At 63.6% G+C, this 20,574-nt stretch carries 18 protein-coding genes; 5 read left to right on the top strand and 13 right to left on the bottom strand.

The features are described 5' to 3' along the window. Nucleotides 1–11: 11 nt before the first annotated feature. Genes LDZ28_RS25755 through LDZ28_RS25715 form a run of 9 tightly spaced genes read right to left on the bottom strand, consistent with a single transcriptional unit; the run spans nucleotide 12 to nucleotide 9,222 of the window. Nucleotides 12–968: a phosphotransferase gene (locus tag LDZ28_RS25755; protein ID WP_244830236.1), complete on the bottom strand. Its 957-nt coding sequence runs from the start codon at nucleotides 966–968 to the stop codon at nucleotides 12–14. Beyond that, entirely contained in the window at nucleotides 965–2,272 is a 1,308-nt protein-coding gene (locus tag LDZ28_RS25750; RefSeq protein ID WP_244830235.1) for a Zn-dependent hydrolase, read from the bottom strand. The genes LDZ28_RS25755 and LDZ28_RS25750 overlap by 4 nt, the downstream gene beginning before the upstream one ends. Next, nucleotides 2,247–2,996: a DeoR/GlpR family DNA-binding transcription regulator gene (locus LDZ28_RS25745; protein WP_244830234.1), complete on the bottom strand. Its 750-nt coding sequence runs from the start codon at nucleotides 2,994–2,996 to the stop codon at nucleotides 2,247–2,249. The genes LDZ28_RS25750 and LDZ28_RS25745 overlap by 26 nt, the downstream gene beginning before the upstream one ends. Nucleotides 2,997–3,036: 40 nt before the next feature. After that, nucleotides 3,037–4,572: an amidase gene (locus tag LDZ28_RS25740; protein WP_244830233.1), complete on the bottom strand. Its 1,536-nt coding sequence runs from the start codon at nucleotides 4,570–4,572 to the stop codon at nucleotides 3,037–3,039. A 43-nt stretch (nucleotides 4,573–4,615) separates the two neighbouring features. Beyond that, a complete protein-coding gene (locus LDZ28_RS25735; protein WP_244830232.1) occupies nucleotides 4,616–5,332 on the bottom strand; it encodes an ABC transporter ATP-binding protein in 717 nt (238 codons plus the stop codon). Beyond that, nucleotides 5,329–6,054 (bottom strand): ATP-binding cassette domain-containing protein, encoded by a 726-nt coding sequence (locus LDZ28_RS25730; protein WP_244830231.1) that lies wholly within the window; start codon nucleotides 6,052–6,054, stop codon nucleotides 5,329–5,331. The genes LDZ28_RS25735 and LDZ28_RS25730 overlap by 4 nt, the downstream gene beginning before the upstream one ends. Beyond that, a complete protein-coding gene (locus LDZ28_RS25725) occupies nucleotides 6,051–7,094 on the bottom strand; it encodes a branched-chain amino acid ABC transporter permease (RefSeq protein ID WP_244830230.1) in 1,044 nt (347 codons plus the stop codon). Before LDZ28_RS25725 ends, LDZ28_RS25730 begins: the two co-directional genes overlap by 4 nt. Beyond that, nucleotides 7,091–7,963, bottom strand: a complete 873-nt coding sequence (locus LDZ28_RS25720; RefSeq protein WP_244830229.1) for a branched-chain amino acid ABC transporter permease — start codon at nucleotides 7,961–7,963, stop codon at nucleotides 7,091–7,093. Before LDZ28_RS25720 ends, LDZ28_RS25725 begins: the two co-directional genes overlap by 4 nt. Before the next feature lie 14 nt (nucleotides 7,964–7,977). After that, entirely contained in the window at nucleotides 7,978–9,222 is a 1,245-nt protein-coding gene (locus LDZ28_RS25715; protein ID WP_244830228.1) for an ABC transporter substrate-binding protein, read from the bottom strand. 692 nt (nucleotides 9,223–9,914) lie between these two features. Between LDZ28_RS25715 and LDZ28_RS25710 the strand changes: the two genes are divergently transcribed. From LDZ28_RS25710 to LDZ28_RS25700, 3 genes are all read left to right on the top strand, one after another. Further along, nucleotides 9,915–12,341 (top strand): filamentous hemagglutinin N-terminal domain-containing protein, encoded by a 2,427-nt coding sequence (locus LDZ28_RS25710; protein WP_244830227.1) that lies wholly within the window; start codon nucleotides 9,915–9,917, stop codon nucleotides 12,339–12,341. A 328-nt stretch (nucleotides 12,342–12,669) separates the two neighbouring features. After that, nucleotides 12,670–14,526 carry an AAA family ATPase gene (locus LDZ28_RS25705; RefSeq protein WP_244830226.1) on the top strand — a complete coding sequence of 619 codons (1,857 nt, stop codon included), beginning with the start codon at nucleotides 12,670–12,672 and terminating at the stop codon, nucleotides 14,524–14,526. A gap of 150 nt (nucleotides 14,527–14,676) precedes the next feature. Then, the gene (locus tag LDZ28_RS25700) at nucleotides 14,677–15,849 is read left to right on the top strand and encodes an acyl-CoA dehydrogenase family protein (protein ID WP_244830225.1); all 1,173 of its coding nucleotides are present in this window, start codon (nucleotides 14,677–14,679) and stop codon (nucleotides 15,847–15,849) included. A gap of 75 nt (nucleotides 15,850–15,924) precedes the next feature. On the opposite strand, the gene LDZ28_RS25695 is transcribed toward LDZ28_RS25700, so the two are convergent. Then, nucleotides 15,925–16,503, bottom strand: a complete 579-nt coding sequence (locus LDZ28_RS25695) for a DUF4865 family protein (RefSeq protein WP_244830224.1) — start codon at nucleotides 16,501–16,503, stop codon at nucleotides 15,925–15,927. 117 nt (nucleotides 16,504–16,620) lie between these two features. Between LDZ28_RS25695 and LDZ28_RS25690 the strand changes: the two genes are divergently transcribed. After that, the gene (locus LDZ28_RS25690) at nucleotides 16,621–17,487 is read left to right on the top strand and encodes a LysR family transcriptional regulator (protein WP_244830223.1); all 867 of its coding nucleotides are present in this window, start codon (nucleotides 16,621–16,623) and stop codon (nucleotides 17,485–17,487) included. Here LDZ28_RS25690 and LDZ28_RS25685 read toward each other — a convergent pair. Next, nucleotides 17,482–18,060, bottom strand: a complete 579-nt coding sequence (locus LDZ28_RS25685) for a DUF1993 family protein (RefSeq protein WP_244830222.1) — start codon at nucleotides 18,058–18,060, stop codon at nucleotides 17,482–17,484. The genes LDZ28_RS25690 and LDZ28_RS25685 overlap by 6 nt on opposite strands. A gap of 300 nt (nucleotides 18,061–18,360) precedes the next feature. Here LDZ28_RS25685 and LDZ28_RS25680 point away from each other — a divergent pair, with 300 nt between their 5' ends. After that, nucleotides 18,361–19,524, top strand: a complete 1,164-nt coding sequence (locus tag LDZ28_RS25680; RefSeq protein WP_244830221.1) for a GNAT family N-acetyltransferase — start codon at nucleotides 18,361–18,363, stop codon at nucleotides 19,522–19,524. A 15-nt stretch (nucleotides 19,525–19,539) separates the two neighbouring features. Here LDZ28_RS25680 and LDZ28_RS25675 read toward each other — a convergent pair whose 3' ends face one another. Both LDZ28_RS25675 and LDZ28_RS32785 read right to left on the bottom strand, forming a co-directional pair. Next, nucleotides 19,540–19,938 (bottom strand): hypothetical protein, encoded by a 399-nt coding sequence (locus tag LDZ28_RS25675; RefSeq protein ID WP_244830220.1) that lies wholly within the window; start codon nucleotides 19,936–19,938, stop codon nucleotides 19,540–19,542. Nucleotides 19,939–20,086: 148 nt separating this feature from the next. Continuing rightward, nucleotides 20,087–20,503, bottom strand: coding sequence for a rubredoxin (locus LDZ28_RS32785; RefSeq protein ID WP_244830219.1), 417 nt, complete (start codon nucleotides 20,501–20,503; stop codon nucleotides 20,087–20,089). Nucleotides 20,504–20,574 lie beyond the last annotated feature (71 nt).

Genomic DNA, 20,574 nt, shown 5'->3' with positions numbered 1-20,574 from the left:
AGCATGACCTCTCAAATCGATGCCGGCGCGGCGTCGAGGTTCCAGCGCGGCAGCGCCATGGAGCAACGCAGCAACCGCCATTGCGCATACTTGAGGAACTCGACGTTGCGGCGCGGCGAGTCGCGGTCCATGCGCATGCCCCACAAGCCCCAGCGCAAGTCGTCGGCGAACGCATAGGCGCGGCAGCGCGCGAGCATGCGTTCCGAGGCGGCGCCCATCGACATTTCGATGGCCTGCATCCAGTCGTGTCCGAAGCCAAGCACTTCATTCAACGTGACGGCCAGGTCGAACGCGGGATCGGTGTTCGCGGCTTCGTCGAAGTCCACCAGCATGAGCGCGCCATCGTCGTGCAGCATGACGTTCGATGTCACGCCGTCCGCGTGGCAAGGGCGAACGTCGGCACCGGCCGCGTCGATTGCCGTGCGCAAGTCGCCCGCGAGATCGACCCATGACACCTGATCCGGCGTCAACGGCATGCCTTCGGCAAGATGCTCGATACGCTCGAAAACGTTCGTCGTGCGCGAAAACGCAGGCAGCGAATGGATGGCGCGCTTCGCTTGCAGGAGCGCGTCGAGCGTGGCGGGTTGTGCGAGATCGTCGAGATGCGCGGTGCGCCAGCCGTCATCGAGAAAGTCGAAGACGGTCGCGCCGTGCGCTTCGCTCACGTAGTGCGCCGCCGGCGCGATGCCCAGCGATGCCGCCGCTCGCGCCGCAAGAAACGACGCGCCGGTATCGATGGATTCTGTCAGATCGCCGTGCGCCACTTTCATGAAGAAGGTCGCGCTGTTGTCCACGCGCACGCGCCAGGCGCTATGCGACACGCCGCGATGCATCGGCGACATGACCGGCGCAAACGCGGGTTCGTGGCGTACGTCGCCACCGCGCCATGCATCGATCGAGGCGATTGCCGCTTCGGCCGCTCTGGCCGCCACTTCGGCGGGGTTGCGCTCGCGCGCGGTCGTGTTCATCGCCGAGGCTCCCAGGCGGCCGCCGCGACCGGATCGCCGCGCGATACACACAAGCGGTACGCCGCGCCCATGAGCACGGTCATGCCCGTGTCGAGGTCCTCGCCATGCGTCTCTTCGTTCTCGTTATGCGCGATGCCGCCCACGCTCGGCACGAACATGAGCCCGGTCGGGCAGACATCGAGCAGGCTCAACGCGTCGTGGCCCGAAATAGTGTCGATGTCGCGGCTCTGCACGCCCGCCGCCCGCGCGCAAGTCCGCACGAGATTGCCCACTGCGGGCGGCAGTTCTCGGATCGGCCGGCTCGTGCGGCTCAGGATTTGCACGCCCACGTTTGCGCGCTTCGCGGCTTCGTCGATGCACGCGAGAATGCGCGCTTCGGCTTCGCGAAGAATGGCGTTATCCACGGCGCGCAGTTCCACGGACAAGTCGGTTTGCGCCGGCACCACGTTCGGCGAGTTCGGCTGCACGACGAGCCTGCCGACAGACGTATGGATGCGCTCCGGCCATTCGTCCGCGATGGCGCGCACGTCGCAGATCAACTGTGACGCAGCGAAGAGCGCGTCGCGCCGCGCGTGCATCTTGGCGGGCCCCGTGTGCGCCTGCTCGCCCGTGAAGCGCACGTCCATCTTCGCGGCGCCCCAGTTGCGCGTCACCACACCGACAGGCACCGATTCGGCTTCGAGCAAACCGCCTTGCTCCACATGCATTTCGACATAGCACGCGGGCACGGGCGGCGGCGCATCCACGCCGTCATGACCGATGGCGGCAAGCGCTGCGCCGAGCGTCACGCCGTCGTCGTCGATACTGGCGAGGGCATCGGCCACGGCGATCTTGCCGGTGAACGTGCCGCTGCCAAGCAGGCTCGGACGAAAGCGCGCGCCCTCCTCGTTCGTCCAGTTCACCGCGCAGAAGTTGGCGTTGAAGGATGCGCCCGCGCGCTTGGCCAGCATCAGCCGGCGGCCCGCCTCGAACGCGGCAAGCACGCCCAGCACACCGTCGAAGCGTCCGCCGCGCGGCTGGCTGTCGAGATGCGAACCCATCATGACGAGCGGCGCATCGGCCGCGTCGGTCAGGGTGAAAACGCCGAACTGGTTGCCCACCGCATCGGTGACGACATGCGCGCCGGCATCGCGAAGCAGCGTGGCGAAGGCATCGCGCGCCGCGCCGTCTGCCGCGCTCGCACAGAGGCGCGTGACGCCGCCCGTCTTCAAGCCGCCGAACGCGGCAAAGCGCGTCAGCAAGGCCGCAAGCGTACCCGGTTCACCCGCGCCGAGCGCCTCAGGCATGAATGATTGTGATGTCATGCTCGGCGAATTTATCCATGAAAGGCTTGGGCGGCGCGCGGTCGCACACCACCGTGACAGGTTGGGAAATGGGAAAGGTGTTGAGATAAGCTTCGCGCCCGAACTTGTCGATATCCGCGAGAATCACCGAATGACGTGTCTGCGACTTGAGCACGCCACGCAAATTGGACTCGTGTTCCTCGTAGTCCATCCAGCCGTGCTTCAGGTCGCACGCCGCGATGCCCATGAACGCGGCATCGTAAAAAAAGCGTCTTGCATAAGCGAGCGTCTCGTAACCCACTAGCGCGTTGTCCTTGCCGCGCAACATGCCCGGCGTAAGGTTGACGCGGCTCACGCTCGTGCCGAGCAAGAGCGCGATGTTGATGGAGTTGGTCGTCACCGTCACGTTACGGCCGATCAGCCGCCGCGCGAACGCAATGGTCGTCGTGCCCGAGTCGATGAACACCGACATGCCGTCTTCAATGAGCGGTTCCGCAAGTTCCGCCACGCGCGCCTTCCCCTTTACATTGACCTTGCCGCGTTCGGTCACGGGCCGCTCGACATCGAGCCGTGGCAACACGGCGCCGCCGTAGATGCGGCGCAGCAAGCCGCTTTGCTCCAGTTCCTTCAGATCGCGCCGGATGGTTTCCTCGGCGACGTCCAGTATCTTCGCGAGCGGCGTAACCGAAACGCGGCCCTCGTCGCGAAGGCGGGTGAGAATTTCTTGGTAGCGGTGCTCGGACATGGTCTCGTTACTGGAAACTGCCTCGTCTCTCGCGCGCTCCTCAAGCGGTCAGTTCGGGGACGCGCCGATGACGTCCGGCGACCTCGTAATCGTAAGCCATGGCGAGCAGCGCCGGCTCGCTGAAGCGCCGTCCCACGAAGATCAGGTTGAACGGCGAACCCGATTCGTAATAGCCGGCGGGAATGGTCACGCCCGGCAATCCGGCGATGTTGATTTCGCAGACCGTGGTCTCGTGCAGCGTCTCGATCCCCTCGCGCGGCGGCAAGGCGTCGCGCAATTGCGGGAATACGAGGCCGTCGAGCGCGTGCTTCGTCATCACGTCTTCGAAGATGGCGAGATAGGTTTCGCGCAACGCATAGAAGGCATCGATGACAGGCGGCGCGGCTGCATCGCGCAGATTGGCGGCCATGTCGGGCAGGCTCGACATATAGGTCAGCACGCCCGTTGCGCCGAACGGATCTTCGGCGCGCGTCGCTTCGACGAATTGCGTCCATGTCGTGATGGTGTTGCCGGGTCCCAGGCGTTCGAGGTACTTCTGCATGTCGTAGGGCAGGCTTTCCATGCCGCGCGCGTCGAAGTAATCGGAGCCCGGCGCGGGCATGCCGAGTGCCGCGAAGCCGCTGCCGGCGAAGGGATCGTCGACGAGCACCGCACCGCGCGCTTCGAGTTCCGCCTGCGCGCGCTCGTACAAGTGATGCGTCTCTTCCGACAACGCGCGATCCCGCCATCCCGGTCCGTACAAGCCTAGACGCTTGCCCTTGAGCGCATCTTCACGCAGTCCCGCGGCATAGCCGCCAGCGGGCTTCATGCCGACGCCCGCCACCGTCTTCAAATCTTCCGCCGAGAATCCGGCCAGTACATCGAGCGTAAGCGCGGCATCGCGTACGCATCGGGCGATCGGACCGACGACATCGCGCGTGCTGCCCGCAAGCGGCATCACGCCTGCATTCGGCACGAGCGCGAAGGTCGGCTTGATGCCGACGAGCGCCTGCGCCGACGCCGGATTCTGGATCGAACCGCCCGTTTCTTCCGCGAGACCAAGCACCGCCATGCTGCCCGCCACGGCGGTGGCCGTGCCGGCGCTGCTGCCGCCCGGCATGAACGCGGTATCGACGGCATTGAGCGTCGGACCCGCCCAGCTATCGTTGGCGTGCGAGCCGGTGGCACTCAGCACCGGCACGTTGGTCTTGCCGAGGATCACGCAGCCCGCCGCGCGCATGCGGGCGACGACCGGCGAATCCGTCGATGGCATCAGGTCCACGCCGCCCGTTTTGCTGTAGAGCAGCGTCCAGCCGCCGGTCGTCGGAAAGCCTGCCATGTCCATCGTGTCCTTGACCACGACCGGCACGCCAGCGAGCGGCCCGAGAGCCTCGCCAGCGGCGCGGCGGCGGTCGATCTCGCGGGCATCGTCGAGCGCGGCGGGGTTCAGGAAGTTGAGCGCCACGTAGCGCGGGTTGTAGGTCGCGATGCGATCGAGGAACGCGGCCGTCAGCGTCTCCGACGTGAACGCGCCGCTCGCAAAGCCGGCCTGGACTTGTTCGACCGTCAGCTCGGTTACATCGATAGTTTTCGTCATGATGTTTGATCGCTTGCTTAAGGATTGGCGGAAGGAAGGCGCGTCAGGCAATGCCCGCGAACTCGTCGAGCATGGCGGGATCGGTGACGATCTCGGGCGGAATCTCGCGCGTGACCGTGCCTTTCTGCAGGATCAGAATGCGCTCGGACAGCGACGCGATGAAGTTGAGGTTCTGTTCGACCAGCAGCACGGTCAGGCTGCGTGCTTCGGCCACGCTCTTCAACGTGTCGATGATTTCATCGATGATCGAAGGCTGAATGCCTTCGGTCGGCTCGTCGAGCAAGATGATCTTCGGGCCGCCGCACAGGCATCGCGCGAGCGCGAGCAATTGCTGTTCGCCGCCCGACAGCGCGCCGCCCGGCCGGTCGAGATAAGCCTTGAGCCGCGGAAAGAGCCCGAGAATGTCCTCGATGGTTTCGCCTTCCGCGCGCTTCGACAACAAGCATCCGACACGCAGGTTCTCCATCACCGAAAGCTGCGGGAAGATCTCGCGCCCTTGCGGCACATAGCCGATACCCGCTTTCGCCCGCGCCGTCGCCGACAGATGCGTGATGTCTGCGCCGTTGAAGCGCACGTGTCCCGCCGTGGTCGGCAAATGGCCGGTGAGCGTGCGCAAAAGCGTGGTCTTGCCCATGCCGTTATGCCCGAGAATGCCGACGCGCTCGCCTTCCCTCACCGTGAAATTGACCTGATTCAGAATGGGAATGCGCCCGTAGCCCGAACAGAGTTGCGAGACTTCGAAGAGAATCGTGTCGCTCATGCCGCGCGCCTCCCGAGATAAACGTCCTTGACGCGCTGATCGGCGAGCACCGTATCCACGGAACCTTCCACCAACACCGCGCCCTGCGAGAACACCGTGACCGTGCGCGCGATCATGCGGATGAACTGCATGTCGTGCTCCACCACCACGAGCGCCTGCGTGCGGTTGATTTCCTGAATCAGCTCCGCCGTGCGATGCACTTCGTCGTGGTTCATGCCGGCGGCGGGTTCATCGAGCAGGATGAGTTCGGGTTGCTGCGCGAGGACCGTTGCAATCTCCACCCACTGACGCTGACCGTGCGCGAGCTGGCCCACGATACGGTCCGCGATGCTGTCGAGCTTGAGCCGCGTGAGGGTTTCGTCGACGATGCGCCGCGCCTGCGCTATCGACTTCCTGCGTCCCGCGCCGATGAACACGTTCTCGCGCACCGAAAGCCCGTTGAAGACATTAGGCACCTGCGTCTTGATGCCCACGCCCAGCCGCGCGATCTGATGCGGATTGCTGCCGGTCACGTCGTTGTTACGAAAATGGATGCTGCCTTCGGTCGGCTTGAGCTGTCCGGTGAGCATCTTGAAGAAGGTGCTCTTGCCGGCGCCGTTCGGTCCGATCAGGCAGCGCAGTTCGACTTCGCGCAAGGAGAAGTCCACCTCGCGCACGGCGGTCACGCCGCCGAAACGCATGGTGACGCCCTTGGCCTGAAGAAGCGGAGGAAGCGCGTTCATGGGCGTGATTCCGGGTTGGCCGCCGCGTTGGGCGCCACGGCCTTGACTTCTTTCGATGAGCTGAACACGCGCAACATCGCCGAGCGCACGACCGGCACCACGCCCTGCGGCACGAGCAGCACGAAGGCCACGAGCACGATGCCGAGCCCGAGGCTCGGGTCGATTACATGCTGCGTGCCCGCCACGTTGATCAGATACTGGATCGCGACCGCGCCGAGAATCGGCCCGATGAGCGTGCCGAGCCCGCCGATCAACACGGAGATGATGACCTGCGCGGACATCGTGAGCGCGAACACGGTCGGGCTGATGAAGCCGCCCCAGTTGGCGAAGAGACAGCCCGCAGCCCCCGCGATGCCCGCACCCGTCACGAACGCGAGCAGCTTGAAGACGCGCGGGTCGTAGCCGATCAGCATGGCGCGCGTTTCGTTCTCGCGGATCGCCACGACGACGCGGCCGAAGCGCGACGCGAGTATCCACTTGAGGAGCGCATACGCCACGATGAGCGTGCCCATTGCGACATACCACACGCCGATCTGATCGAGCGGCTCGTCGGGCGCGCCGGGCGGCGCGAGCACGGGTATGGCGGGAATGCCGTTGAAGCCGCCGAGCACCGCTTCGCCGATGTGATACTGGCTGCCCGAAGTCGAGTTCATCAACTCGAACAGGATCACGGACACGGTGAGCGTGATCACGCCGATATACGCATCGCTGATACGCCCGAAGAACATGAAGTAGCCGAGCAAGGCCGCGAACAGCATGGGCGCGACGATCGCGAGCGCGGCGGAAACGGTGGTGTCGCCGAGATTGATGGCGGCAATGGCATAGGTATAGCCGCCGATGCCGAGGAACGCCGCCTGCCCGAACGAGAGGATGCCGGCGTAGCCCCACACGAAGCCCTGGCTCAAGCCGTAGACCGCCATGGCCGCGAAGAGCGTGGCCTGCATCACGCCGAACGCACTGATGGTTTTCGGCAATGCGAACATGACGACGAGCGCGACGATGATGACGGCGCCCGCGCCGCCCAGACGAAGCGATTTCATGAACTGCGCCTCAGGAATCGACCAGTGATGCCTTGCGGCAGGATGCGGATCAGGAGCACCGCGGAAGCAAGCAGCGCGATGTCGCCGATGACCGGCGTCGACAGAAACGACACGATCTCGTTGATGAAGCCGAAGAGACCCGCCGCGAGGCCGGTGCCCGCGATGATCGCCGGACCGCCGCCCAGCACGGTGATAAACGCCTTCGCGATATACGCGGCACCCATGCCCGGCGATACACCCGAGATCGGCGAGAGCACGCCGCCCGCGAGTCCCGCGAGCGCCGCGCCCAGCGAGAACGTCGCCATGTATACCGCCGACGGCCGCACGCCGAGCGACGCGGCCATCGCCGGATTCTGCATGGTGGCGCGCAGGATCAGGCCGAAGCGCGTCTTGCGCAGGAGCAGCAGCATCGCGATCATCACGACCACGCAGACGCCTATCAGCACGAGGCTATAGGCGCTCACGTGATACTGCCCGATCGAGAAACTGCCCACGGGCATGGGCACCGACTTGATGACGTTGCCGAAGATCGACGTAATGAGCCCGATCAGCCCGAGACTGATACCCCAGGTCGCGAGCATGGTGTCCATCATCCGGCCATAGAGAAAGCGGATGATGACGCGCTCGAACAGCAGCCCGAACAGTCCGACCACGATGGGCGGCAGGATCAGCATCGAGATCCAGATGTTGATCCCGGCCGTGCTGGCCGTCACCGCCGTGTATGCGCCGAGCATCATGAACTCGCCATGCGCGAGATTGATGATGCGCATCATGCCGTAGATGACGCCCAGCCCGATCGTGATCAACGCGAGCGTGGCGATGCCCGTCAGCACGTTGAAGGCGAGCAATCCCACGAGATCCGTTGCCATCGCTTAGACTCCGCTCAGACTTGCGGCGTGAACTGCTTGTTGGTGCGCGGCGACTTGATGAGGTCGCACGCACCGCCGGTATCGGACGGGAACTGGTCGTTGAAAGTCTGCAGGATCTCCCACTTCTGGTTCTTCGGACGCGCGAGATAAGCGTTGCGAATGGTGTGATGCGTGGCCGGGTCCATCTTGACCTTGCCCGAAGGCCCGTCGATGGTGATGCCCGTTTCGAGCGCCGCCACGACCTTCGCCTGCTCCACGGAACCGGCCTTCTTCACCGCTTCCGCCCAAAGCATGATGCCCTCGTACGTCGCGGTATCGAGTTCGCCGAGGTCGGTCAGACTCGGGCCGTATTTCGCCTGCATGCCTTTGACGAAGGCATCGGCGGCGGGCGTGCCGAGGTTGTTGTAGAACCCGAAGCAGGTGATGATGCCGTCGGTCGTCGCGGCATCCATGGTGGTGAGTTCGTCGCCGAGACCGAACACGGTCGCGCCGATCGGAATCTTCGACTTCATGCCGGCCGCCGCCCATTGCCGATAGAAGCCGACGTGATTCGCGCCGACGAGCGCCGAGAGCACCATGTCCGGCTTGGCTTCCTGAATGCGGCTGATCGTCGATGAAAAATTGGTGACATCGAGCGGAAAGAAGTCCGTAGCGACCACCGAGCCGCCTGCGGCCTTCACGAACTTGGTCATCCAGCTTGCGGTGATATGACCGTAGTTGTAGTCGGCGGCGATGATATAGACCTTCTTGCCCCAGTTCTTCATCGCGTAGTCGACGATATGATTCACCGTCTGCGCGGGCGTCGTGCCGGTACAGAACACGTTGCGGTCGCACACGCCGCCTTCGTACTGCGTGTTGTAAAAATAAAGCGTCTTGCTGCGATCGAAGATCGGCCGGATGGCTTCGCGCGACGCCGAGGTAATCCCGCCCTGAATCACGTCCACCTTGTCTTGCAAGACGAGTTGCTGCGCGTACTGCGTGTAAAGCTGGATGCTGCTCTGTGTGTCGTAGGCAATCAGCTTGATGGGACGCCCAAGCAGGCCGCCCTTGTCGTTGATCTGATTGACGGCGAATTCGGTTGCCTGAATCATGCGACGGCCTTCGAGGCCGAGCGCACCGGTTCCGTCGAGCAGGCTGCCGAGCTTGATCGGTTCGGCCGCCTGTGCGCTACGGGTCACGTAAGGCCCGACCAGCGCGCCGACGGCTGCCGCCGCACCGAACTTCAACGCTTTACGACGTGATCCGGATTCCATTGTCATCTGTCCGCTCCGCATGCGAGATGTGTGTGATCTGCCCGGTTCAAGTGTACGAAGCCAAAATAAAGCAAACTATTTGTCAATAAAAACCACAGAACGGGCAAATCGGGCATCGACTTGGTATGAGGAATGGACGTCATTCGACGCGATGGCCGCAAGTCGGCTCATCGGTTCGCAAGAGGCCGAGCGCTCGTAGGCCCTGCGCGCGGTGAGTCCGCCCCTCAAGGGCGAACGCGGCTTGCGTTCGAATTCGACAATGTCGGCGTCGCGATGCGTGGTTGGAGCGAAGGCGGCTCGGAGCGACATCGGCGTGTCGGCAATGCTGCGTTCAAGGCCAACACGACACGACATTCATCGAACATCGAGCCTCATGGCGGGTATCCGCCAAGTTGAATAATCTCGTGATCCAAACTATATTCAAAGGCAACATCTGCCACGCTCGACGAACGTTCGGGCATTCCGATCAGACCTGGAATACCTAGCATTCCGATGTATTCCCGATGCCTGCTTTCGACCCACTTCCCTGGTGCAGTTAATCGTCACGGCACGGTCACGATTCATGCCGGCGACCGCCCCGCCCGCTGACGCGGCGAACGAACCGCGCCCGTCGTCTTTCACAGGGAACCGGTTGTCGAAGTAACAACGGCGAAGCGTCGTTCGTCGTGAAGATGCGCCACAAGTGGAAAGGAACGTCCATGATTACGCCTTCGCTGCAATGCCTCCGTGCTTCTTCGAGACTCGTGCCGCTTGTGCTCGGTGTATCGCTCGCTGCGACGATCGTCGGTCAAACGGCGATGGCGGCCGGTGTTCTGCCGCAGGGAGGCCACTATGCGGCGGGCGCGGGAAGCATCGCGGGGCAGAACGGTCAACTCGTCATCACGCAGCCAGGCCCGACGCGCGGCGTCATCGACTGGAAGAGCTTTTCCATCGGCACAAGCAATGCGGTCGTGTTCAACAACGGCACGGGCGCGACACTCAACCGCGTGACCGGCGGCTCGCCTTCGGAGATCCTCGGACGCCTGAGCGCCACGGGCGGCCTTTACGTAATCAATCCGCAGGGCATCGTCGTGGGGCCTTCGGGTGTCGTCACTACGGGCGGGCGCTTCGTCGCCTCGACGCTGGACGTCGCCAACGACGCTTTCATGAAAAACAGCGGCGCGCTCACCCTGGCGGGCAAGTCGGATGGCTTCGTCATCAATCTCGGAAGCATTAGTTCGAGCGGCGGCGACGTGTTCCTGATCGCGCAACGCGCAGTCGTCAATGCCGGCAGCGTGAAGGCGCCCAAAGGCACGGCGGAATTGGCTGTCGGCGAAAAGGTCTTGCTGCAGGATTCGAAGAGCAGCAAGCAGGTGTTCGTGCAGACGGGCAGCGACGGCGTGATCGTGAACAAGGGGCGCATCGACGCCGCGCAGATCGACCTGCAAGCCGCCGATGGCAACGTCTACGCGCTCGCGGGCGAAGGCACGCGCGTGCGTGCGACAGGCACGGCCACGCGCGATGGCCACGTCTGGCTGGTCGCAGGCGACGGCAAGGTCACGCAACGTGGGGTCGTCACGGCGAAGAACGCGGATGGCAGCGGCGGCACGGTCGATACGCAAGCGGCGCAACTCGCGTTCGGCGACAACGCCGAAGTGCACGCCGCGCAGTGGAACATCGCGACGCCATCGATCACGGTACGGTCAGCCACGGCGCACGCGCTGCAGGATAGCCTCGGTGCGGGAACCTCGGTTGCGCTGACCACGACGGGCGGAAAGGGGACGAACGGTGACTTGGCCGTATCGGCGGATATGCGGTGGAAAGGCGCCGCCGATCTCACGCTCGCGGGGTATCGCAACGTCTCGATTGCGCCTCACACGACACTGCGCAACGCGGGCTCGGGCAGCGTCGTGCTGCGCGCGGATGCATCGGCTAACGATAACGGCGGCAGCGTGAAGAACGGCGGCACCATCGACTGGTCGAAAAGCACCGGGACCGTCAGCGCGTTCTACGACATGACCGGCAGCTTCACGCGAGGAACCATCCGCGCGAACGCGGCGTGGAAGGCGCCCGTCTACAGCGGGCTCGTCGGTCAGGTGACGGCATACAAGCTCGTCAATACGCCTGCCGATCTGGATAACGTCGTGCTCGATCTGGCCGGTAACTATGCGCTCGGGAAGGACATTGCGGCGAACCGTTCGGCCTTCGGCTACAGCACGCAGATCGGCAGCGTCGCCACGCCCTTCACCGGACAATTCGACGGCATGGGTCGGACCGTCACGAATCTGAACAGCAACGCGACCGATATATGCTGCGGATCGCAAGACTACGTCGCGGGCGGAATGTTCGCCGTCATCGGCACGACGGGTGTCGTGCGCAATATCAACGTGGATGGCGGCGCCTACGGCACGGGCGCTTTCTTCGGCGCTGTAGGTGTGCTCGCGGGCCTCAATCAAGGCACCATAGTCAACGCGCATTCGAGCGGCAGCGCCGGCGCATCGTTGATCAGTGTCGGCGGCCTCGTGGGGGAAAATGCCGGCCTGATCGCTCGTTCGTCGAGCAGCGCGAACGTGTCCGCGGACGCGGATGCAGGCGGCCTCGTCGCCGCCAACGACGTGACCGGCGTGATCAGCCAGTCGTACGCCACGGGTAACGCGGAGGGTTATGCCCACACGAACGGCGCGGGCGGACTCGTCGATGGCAACGCGGGCACGATCACGCAGTCGTACGCCACGGGCAGCGCCACGTTCAGCCCGAACTATTGCGGATTCGGGGCGAGCGTATGCACATCGGCGCCGGGCGCGCTCGTGCGGATCAACACGGCGACCGGCAAGATCACGCAGTCGTTCGCCACGGGCGCGGTGATCGACAATGTGCAGGCGGGCCAGGGACCGGCGCCTGCAGGAATCGCCTTCGAGAACGATGGTGTGATCGGCAAGGACGTGTACTGGAACAAGCAGACGACGGGCGCGCCGGCGGGCGTCACCGTGGGCAATACCGTTCCCGCCTCGCAAGGACGCACCACGGCCCAGATGAGCCAGACGGCGAGTTTTGGTCCGACATATAACTTCGGCACGAACGGCGTCTGGGCGATGCCCGCGGGAGCGACGCATCCTGTGTTGCGGTGGCAGACCGAGCCGTTCTGAGTGGTCAGCGACTTAACGCCGTGACGTCACGACGCAAGCTGCCCGGCAGCCCGCAACTCCCCATTTTTACCGAAGCCGCCCTCGCGCTGTAGCTTCCCGCCTCAAGCCGCCACTAAAGATTGGCGCGCCCTCTGCCGTCATTAAATTTGAGTACGACACGCGTCACTCGAGCGCTCGCACAGTGCGTAACGCGCTCCATTGCAAGCGCCTCGTCAGATCGAATCACGACAGCTACAACGGCCGCCTCGCCGCGCCCCTCAGGACATGTTTAATGGATAGGCTCAGAAAACTGCTACGGTCGCGCATCGGCCGCTTCATCGCGTGTGGCATGACCGCAGCCGTGCTCGTGGCAGCCGTGAGCGTGCTGCTTTCGCGCGACGAACCGGCCGCTACGCAGACCACGCCGACGGTGGCAGGCGTCGCGAGTCAGATGCGCCGCGATGCGTCGCCGTGGACGCATCGGGAAAAAGACGTCTCGGAGATGATGCGCGATATCCGCGAACACGACGTCGCCGCGATCGGCGTCAGCCGCGACGCCATCCTCGTCTCGACGCTTCATGCCGACCAATACTTCGTCGCCGATCATAATGGCGCCTTCTCCAACGCCCTGCTGCTCGGCGACCTGAAATCAGGCAACGCGTCGCCCTACCAATTGGTCTGGCTCCCCGATGTCAACGTGCGCACGGGCATGGCGAGCTGGACCGACCGGTTCGACCTCGTGCGCGACGCCTTGAGCTTGCTCTTGCCGATGCTGATGATGGGCGGTCTGATCTGGTTCATGCGCCGCGAAATGCGAGGTGGCGCGCGTCTGCTCGCCAAATCGCCGACGCTGCGTTTCGCCGACGTCATCGGCGCGGGTGAAGCCAAGGCGGCGCTCGCCGATGTGCAGGCGTGGCTCACCGAACCCGCGCAATTCACCGGCATGGGCGTGCGCGCGCCGTGCGGCGTCCTCATGACGGGTGGCCCCGGTGTCGGCAAGACGCGTCTCGCGCAAGCGCTCGCGGGCGAATGCGGCGCCAACTTCATCGCGATCACGGGCAGCTACTTCAGCGCGAAGTATTACGGAGTGGGCATTCAGAAGGTCAAGCATCTGTTCGAACTGGCGCGCAAGAACGCGCCGACGGTCATCTTCATCGACGAGGCGGACGGGCTCGGCAAGCGCACGGATAGCGGCGGCGGTCCGGTGGAAGCCGAAAGCAACCGCATCATCAATCAGTTGCTCGCGGAAATGGACGGCTTCGCTTCGAACGAAGGCGTGATCGTGGTCGCGGCGACCAATCATCCGGACAGTCTCGACGAAGCGTTGCGACGCCCGGGCCGCTTCGACCGGACCATTCAGGTGCGGCTGCCAGATCTCGCGGATCGCGCCGAGATCCTGCGTTTCTATGCGGCCAAGCTGAAGACGAAGCCAGACGATATCGACTTCGATCAGCTCGCGCGTCTGACTACCGGCGTGTCGCCGGCCACGCTGTCGATGATCGTCAATCAGGCGGGTCTCGTCGCGCGCAAGGCGGGCGAGCGCGAAGTCGGTGCAAAGCATTTCGTGGAAGCGGTGAAGATTGCGCGCATCGGCGACATCAACGGTGCGGAACGTACGTTGTCGGAGAGCGAGCGCAAGCGTATCGCGGTTCACGAAGCCGGACACGGTCTCGTCGCCGCGCTGCTCGGCACGGGCGTGCTGGAAGAAGTCACCATCCTGCCACGCGGCGGCGCGCTGGGCGTGGCGCTGATCACGAAGATGCAGGACAAGCACCTGTACCGCGAAACCGAACTGCGCAACGAGATTCAGGTGCTGCTCGGCGGGCGCAATGCGGAACTGCTGATGTTCCGCGAAGCATCGAGCGGCGCGGCGCACGATCTTCAGGAAGCATCGCGCATCGGTCTCGACATGGTGTCGAAGCAAGGCTTCAACGCGGACGGCGATCTCTTCAGTCTTGCGTCGCTGCCGCAGCAGTATGCGGGCTTGCAGCTCAAGAACGCGATCGAACACGCGAATCGGCTTCTGCACGATCTGAACGATGCCTGCTACGCGCTGCTGCGCGCGAACGAGCCCGTGCTGCGCGCGATTGCCGCGCAGTTGCTGGAGGATGAGACGGTGCCGGGTGATACGGTTTATCGGCTGATTCGCGAGCATGCGGCTGCCTTGGCCGAAGTCGATGAGGTGGTGGAGGCGTTGGCTGCGTAGTGCGGCACCTGGCTCGCGCGAGAAGTCATCCGCAAGACAGGCTCTTATCAAGCGATAACTTGCCCGGCGCGCTATCGTGCGTTACCTTGCGAGGCGCCGGGATACGCTCGTGTCCCCGCATATGGCGAAACGCTATCGGGAGACACCGGCATGACCCACATCGACGATGCCTTGAGCGCAACCCTCGAAGCCTTGCTGCGCGAATGGGCGCAAACCGCCGCTGCACGCGACAAAGCCGGCGGCACCGCTCTGCACGAGCGCCGTCTCCTGCGTGAAAGCGGCCTGCTGCGCTTGAGCGTGCCCGAACAATACGGCGGCGGTGGCGCGAACTGGTCCACGACACTCGATGTCGTCCGACGCATGGCGCAAGTCGATAGCTCGCTCGCGCATCTCTTCGCGTTTCATCATCTGCAACTCGCGACTATCCGCCTCTTCGGCCGCGACGCGCAGATTCGCCAGTGGCTCGGCCAAACCATCGAGGAAGGATGGTTCTGGGGCAACGCGCTCAACCCGCTGGATCAGGGCACGCGGGCCGAAGCGGACGGCGCGAACGGCTATATCTTCGACGGCCGCAAGAGCTTTTGCTCCGGCGCCACCGACTCCGACCGGCTTCTCGCTTCCGCATTCAAGTCCGATGGACGTCTTCTGATCGGCGTGGTGCCTACTAAGCGCGCAGGCATCACCATCTTCGACGACTGGGACAACATGGGACAGCGCCAGACCGATAGCGGCACGGTGCGCTTCGATCAGGTGAAAGTCGCAGCCGACGAACTGCTCGACGATCCCGGCCCGCTCTCCAGCCCGTTCGCGTGCTTAAGGCCGCTGCTCGCGCAATCGATCCTGAGCCACATTTATCTCGGCATCGGCGAAGGCGCGCTGCAGGCGGCGCGCGAGTCGACGCTTGCGCAGACGCGTCCGTGGATCGCATCGCCGGCGGCGCGCCCGAGCGAAGACTCATACGTGCTCGCGCATTACGGCGACTTCTGGCTCGCGCTCGAAAGCGCGCGGCTCCTTGCCGAACGCGCCATGCATAAGTTCGATACCGCATGGCAACGCGGCCTCGCGCTCACCGAAGACGAACGCGGCGACGTGGCCGTCGCGGTGGCGGCATCGCGTGTGGCGGCGGCGCGTGCGGGTCTCGATGTAGCGCATCGCATGTTCGACGTGACCGGCGCGCGATCGACCGCCGCCGCGTTACGACTCGACCGCTTCTGGCGCAACGTGCGCGTGCATACGCTGCACGATCCGATCGACTACAAGGTGCGCGAGCTTGGCGAGTGGGCGCTCAATGGACGCATGCCGACGCCATCGTTCTACTCATAGCCTGGCTTCCATCGTTACAAACCGGCCTATGAACCGCGAAGATGAGCCACGGCCCATACGCCGGTTCGCGCATCTTCAACGGCTCGCCGATTCCAGCTCGTGCAGCAACGGCGTCGCGAAATGCAGCACTTCGTAGGCGATCGCTTTGCCCGTTGCATCGGGCTCGCGTTCGCTCACCACTACGCGCGTCAACTTCCACTGCTGTGCGTCCACACCGACCGCCGCGCTGACCACATGCGACTCGGCGGCCGTCTGCCGGTTGCGCTCGATCTCCGCCTTGAACACCGTTTGCAAATCCGTGTCCGGTGAGACAGCCAGTTCTTCCTTGTACACGAAGCGTGCGATGCGTGCCGGGCCTCTCACGGCATCGAGCGCGAAGCGCGTTTCGATTCGCGGCCGTCCGAAACTGTCCGTCACCGTCTTGAAGCGGCCATCGACGAGAAAGGATCCGAAGGCCTCGTCACGACGCCACAGATAAAGCGACGAATAAGTGTTTTCGAGCGCGCCATGACGGCCGCTCTCGCGCAGCAGGAACGCCTTGAAGTGCAGATCGGGCAAGTCGTCCCACAAGGGTCCGCGTTCTTTTGCGCGCGCGCGAATGATGCCGGTGTCGTAATCGGCCGGGAGACGATGAGCATATTGAGCGAGCAGCATGATCGATCCTTTCGAGAGTGAACGAGCGTGGAAGAAGCTTGCATTCAGAATACCCATCGCTCTATCATTTGAAAACGATATGAATTGATATTTCAATGATTCGAAAAACGAATGACCATGAAGACTCTCGATATCGAGGCCGTGCAGGCATTCGTGCTCACCGCGGACCTCAAAAGCTTCACCCGCGCGGCCGAGGCGATGGATTCCACGCAATCCGCCATCAGCCTGAAGATCAAGCGTCTGGAAGATAGCCTCGCGCGCCGGCTGCTGGAACGCACGCCACGGCTCGTGCGTCTGTCGGCGGAAGGCAGCGCGTTTCTCGAACCCGCGCGTGCGCTGCTTGCCGCGCATCAGGGCGCGCTGGGTTCATTCGGCGCTGGTACTCGCCGCATGGCGATCGGCATCGGCCACCATATCGTCGGTACGGAACTGCCGCTTTTGCTGCGGCGCGTGAGCGAGGCGGAACCGGGCGTCGTGCTGCAAATGCGAATCGCGTCATCGCGCGACTTGCTCGAGGATTTCGACGCAGGCCTGCTCGATGCCGCCGTCGTTCTGCGCCACGACAGCCGGCGTCTGGACGGCGAGACCATTCATGAGGAAGCGTTCGGCTGGATGGCCGCGCCCGACTTTCAGCATCGCGATGGCGAGCCGCTGCGGCTTGCGACTCAGCCTCCGCCGTGCAGCGTGCGCAGCATGGCAATCGATGCACTCGATACAGCCGGCGTCGCGTGGACGGAAGTGTTCGTGGGCGGCGGATTGGGCACGATAGGCGCGGCGGTATCGGCGGGACTGGCTGCTGCCGCGTTGGGACGACGCGTCACGCCGAAGGGAACGATCGATGTCGGATCGCGCTTCGAGTTGCCGCCGCTGCCCGCACGCGATGTCGTCATGTACTCCAGTCTCACCGACCGGCAAGCGCGCGAAACGCTGCGCACGCTTGGCGCAGCAATTCGTTCGACGGCATACGGCAACCCTGCGTCATGAATTCGCGCCCGGCAGCGTTCCTGGCCTGATGTACGCGTGCATGTGCGCCACGTAATCGGGTTTGCCAAGCGGCACGCCATGATGACGAAGGATCGCGTAGGCCGTCATGATATGGAAATAGAACTGCGGCAGCGCCCAGTCGCGCGCGTATTGCTCGCCAGTCATATCGAAGACGACGCCGTTGGGAAGATCGAGCGCGATGGGCCGGCCGCCTACTTCATCGAATGCGTTCGGGGCGACGTTCGACAGAAAGCCGATGGCATCCGCTATGCAGGCTTTTGCATCCGTGAAAGTGCCGGGTTGCTCGTTCGAATGAGCGCCTTCCGCGCGCAGCGCTATCAGCGCATCGGGCAGCGCCGCGCCAAGCAGACGATGCACCGGCTCCTGCGCCTGAAAGCAGGCGAAGCGCACCTGTGCCGCGAGCGGAAACATGTCGGGCGCGAGACGCAACGGCAGCAATGCATCGGCGGTCATGCCACGCGCTTTCTCATGCGCGTCGGCCTTGTCGAGCCAGGCGGCAAGTCCTTTCAGCATTTGCGTGAAAGTGGGGACAAGCAAGGTAGTCGGCTGCATGGTCGCTCCCGGAAGTAAGACGCTGCCATCATATACGCCTCGCGCGCCGGGCTTCCCCCTCGCACATGCACGTTGCGGTGCGCAAACGCTTACATGCGATTCATCGTCGAGCGCTCGCATGTCGTGCGATACATGCGCCATTGCTTCGGCAAAGCATCGACAATCTGACGCCTAAATTACTCTAACCTTACGGTCTGCGCGACGGCGCGCAAATCATGAAAACCTATGAGCGATCCCGAACCTAAGTCGCTCTGAAGTCGTGGGATATTCAAGGATGGACAGTCAGTCAAGAGCGACCCGATGCGCGACTCCGAGATACGAATCGAACTCGTCTGCGACGAGCCTGGCTTGCGTGCGCTCAAGGACGAATGGGAGACGCTTTGGCTGAAAGCACAGGGCCGCTACTTCCAGCGTTTCGATGTGTGTCTGCTTGCGTGGCTCCACGTTGCCAAACCGCGACGCCGCAAGTTGCGCTGCATCGTCTTGCGCGAGAACGGCGAGCTTCGGCTGGTGTGGCCGCTCGTTGCTTATCGACGCGCACTGTGGACGTATCTGCTGCCCCTTAGCCCCGATGCCGGCGATTACACCAGCGTGCTCGTCGAGGACGGTCAGGACGCACGGGCGCTGATCGAGCGCGCATGGCGTATTGCGTGTGAACGCTTCAAGACGGATTTCATCCACCTGCCCTATATGAACGAAGGGTCGGAGTTGCATCGCATTGCGTCGGCGGAGCGGCATATTCTCGGCCGGTCGCGGCATGAATCGTGGATAGCGAAATTGCGCGACGAAAGCGACTGGAAGACGTTCTCCGGTTCGCTCGGCACGATGTTCGGCAAGAAACCCGGTCAGCTCGAACGTCGCTTGGCCAAGGAAGGCGCACTGAGTATTCGTATGGTCAATACATCGGATACCGAAGCAATCGCGCGCTACGTACGCTGGATGCTCGAATCCAAGCGTGGCTGGAGCGACCGTGTCGGCAAGCGCGGAAAATGGCTGTTTTCGCCCTACTATGAACGCTTTCTCATCTCCACGCTCACCTATCGCGGCGAGACGTCTGACAAGGAACCGCCCGCGCGACTCATGATGGTCACACTCGACGACCAGCCAATGGCCGCGGTCATCATGAGTCACGGCAATCCGATGGCAAACGCCGTTATCGCGGGATTCAATGCGGAATACGGCCGGTTCGGGCCGGGCTCCATTGCATGGGAACACAGCGTGAAGTGGGCCTTCGAGCAGCGCTATGACATCGACTTCGGGGTGGGTTCCGAGCGCTTCAAGACCTACTGGAGCCGCAACAACGGCAGCCATGCATGGACGATGCAGATTGCCAATACGACTTGGGGATTGATCGGCTACCGTGTCGTGCGGACGCTGCGCGATCTCGTCAGCGCGGCGCGAGGGACATCGAAGGGAACGCCTGCGCCCGAGGGGGAAAGCGCTCCCGCGCGCGGCAAGGGATGAGTCGCGCCGCGCGCTTTATTCAAGCGCGGCGTCTTCCACGAGACGCGCCTTGAGCGCGCGAATGCGACGATCGACAAAATAACCGCCGCCTTCCGTATAACGCAAATAGAGCCTGCCGCACTTCGAGCATTCCCACACGTCGCAGCGGTTATACGGAAAGTAGCGCGGCGCGATAGGTGCCTCCGCCGACCAGTATTGCGAATTCCCCGGCGGATACTCCGCGTAAGTCGGCTCATGATCGTCCGGCGACATGAGCGTGCCGACCTGAACGAGCGCCGCTTCGTCTAGCGATAAAGGCTGCGATTGCCAGCCATCGAGGGCCGTCTTCGTGCAGTCGCATGCGACACCCCGCGCGCGATCTTCGGCGGCTTGCGCGAGTTCTGCGAGTGCTGCGGCGTTGAGCAATGGATGCATGGCGGTGGGGTCTCGATGCAATGCGCCGATTATCGCAGATACCTTCCATCGCGACAGACCACGGACAAGCGCCGATGCAAGGTCGCCCCCGACTCGGCAACTCGGCGACTCGGCAACTCGGCAACTCGATGAAACGAACGAAGGTCTTTCAGAACTCGACCAGCGCGAAGTCTTCCTTGCCGACATCGCACAGCGGGCAGCGCCAGTCGTCCGGAATGTCGCTCCAGCGCGTGCCGGCTGCAACGCCGTGTTCAGGATCACCCGTGGCTTCGTCGTAGATCCATCCGCAGATCACGCAGACCCATTGCTTGAATTCGGATTCGACGTGGGAGCGTGCCGCTGGCGGCTGCTCGTCCTTGAGCGTCTCGTCCTCTGCGCCACGGTCGAGCGTGACCACCAGCGGGTCTGCGCCCCGCTCGCGATCGGCGGCGAGGTAAGCGTCGAGTTCGCCATGAAGACGTCGCGCTTCTTCCATGGTCAGATCGATCCAGTAGGGATCGCCAGCGCCGCTATTCAAACGAGCCGGAGCAAACTGCAATTCGAGTGCTGCGCCTTTTTTGTACATGGATTCTGTTCGACTTCTTATTTCGGATAGGTCAAATGTTGCTGAATTTCGATGCCTGACTTGATCTGCGC

This window comes from Caballeronia sp. TF1N1 (assembly GCF_022878925.1).
In the GTDB taxonomy this organism is placed as follows: Bacteria; Pseudomonadota; Gammaproteobacteria; order Burkholderiales; family Burkholderiaceae; genus Caballeronia.
The sequence above is the reverse complement of the archived record's forward strand: the minus strand, read 5'-3'. Positions and strand labels throughout refer to the sequence as shown.